1 protein-coding gene and 2 pseudogenes are annotated in these 1,372 nt (G+C 60.9%); 1 reads left to right on the top strand and 2 read right to left on the bottom strand.

What is annotated here, in order from left to right; translation table 11 throughout:
* Positions 1 to 44: 44 nt before the first annotated feature.
* Positions 45 to 179: pseudogene (locus tag A2J02_RS29080) on the bottom strand (metal-sensing transcriptional repressor); the annotation flags it as partial.
* A gap of 300 nt (positions 180 to 479) precedes the next feature.
* On the opposite strand from A2J02_RS29080, the gene A2J02_RS20130 reads away from it, so the two are divergent.
* Positions 480 to 1,145: a peroxiredoxin gene (locus A2J02_RS20130; protein ID WP_008720432.1), complete on the top strand. Its 666-nt coding sequence runs from the start codon at positions 480 to 482 to the stop codon at positions 1,143 to 1,145.
* Between the two features lie 130 nt (positions 1,146 to 1,275).
* Here the strand turns inward: A2J02_RS20130 and A2J02_RS27860 are convergent.
* A pseudogene (locus A2J02_RS27860) lies at positions 1,276 to 1,372 on the bottom strand (cytochrome c biogenesis protein ResB); the annotation flags it as partial.

The following is a 1,372-nucleotide window of genomic DNA, read 5'->3' as shown; positions in this document are numbered from 1 at the left end:
CGTGACGAACGACCGCTTCAGACTGCGGAAGATCTGTTTGGCACCCTCGAAACGGGTGTCGACACCGTCGGCAGCTTCGTCGAGTAGGTCCGGATCATCGAGATCACTCCTGCGAGCTGACCCTGCGCACGCCGCAAACGGTTCAATACCAATGCGATGCTTACGGTGTCACCAGTCATGTCGTTCAGTCCTTCGTTCGATGAAACTCCAGTTTACCCCTAGCGGTAAGGGTGGTCGAGGTGGCCGAAGCTGGACGGTGGCCTCGGTGCGGATGTCGCGGCCCATGGGCTGGAGAGGCCGGGTCAGTCATCGTTGCACCGAGGGGTCGGGGCCACCCGTGACCTGTCGTAGTCGCCCATTGATGGGCTATACCGGTAGGGGTATACGGAAGACCGCGTCGCCGCCGACCTCAGGTTCACTTAAGACTCGACCGCTATCGTCGGCACCACCGCACCACCGCACCGGAAGGACAACCACTGATGACACTCACCATTGGCGACACCGCCCCCGATTTCCACGCCCAAACCACCCAGGGTCCGATCAACTTCCACGAGTGGATCGGTGAAAGCTGGGCAGTTCTGTTCTCCCACCCCCGCGATTTCACCCCGGTGTGCACGACCGAACTCGGTTACATGGCCACGATCAAACCCGAATTCGACCAACGCAACACCAAGATCATCGGGTTGTCAGTCGACCCACTCGACAACCACGTCGCATGGGCCGACGACATCGCCGAAACACAAGGTACCGCGCCCAACTATCCGATGATTTCCGACAACGACTACACCATTTCGAAGGCCTACGGGATGCTACCCGCCGAAATCGCCGGCGACCCGACCAGTCACACTCCGGCCGAGATGGCGACGCTGCGCAATGTCTTCGTCATCGGCCCCGATAAGACGATCAAGTTGGTGCTCATTTACCCGATGACCACCGGCCGCAACTTCGACGAGGTGCTGCGTGTAATCGACTCGCTACAACTCACTGCCGCGCACAAGGTGGCCACCCCCGCCCAGTGGAATAGAGGTGGCGACGTGATCATTGCCGGCTCGGTCAGCGACGAGGATGCTAAAAAGATCTATCCGGATGGCTGGACTGCCCCTCGCCCCTACTTGCGCATCGTTGCCGACCCCACCCAAGGCTGAGGGCGACGCCCACGGGCATGCTGAACCGTCCTGGATCTGACGGAGACCTGGTTCGAGCCACTTGGCGGTCGGAGGTGTCGGTCGAGATTGCTGACGGTGCTCGTTCTCATAGGGGTCGCGGTGGGCCGAATATCACCAGGGACACCAGTAGTCCGGTCATCATCGTGACCGCGAACACGAGCACCCACCGCTGCGCGGGGTCGTATCCGACCTGGAGGTTCGCGAAT

The sequence above is a fragment of the Rhodococcus sp. EPR-147 genome, assembly GCF_001647185.1.
In the GTDB taxonomy this organism is placed as follows: domain Bacteria; phylum Actinomycetota; class Actinomycetes; order Mycobacteriales; family Mycobacteriaceae; genus Rhodococcoides.
Note: the sequence above shows the minus strand (reverse complement) of the source record. Positions and strands in the feature narration are given on the sequence as shown.

What these genes read in the sequence shown, in the direction of transcription:
- A2J02_RS20130 (WP_008720432.1), top strand. Translation starts at nt 480, where the DNA reads ATGACACTCACCATTGGCGACACCGCCCCCGATTTCCACGCCCAAACC.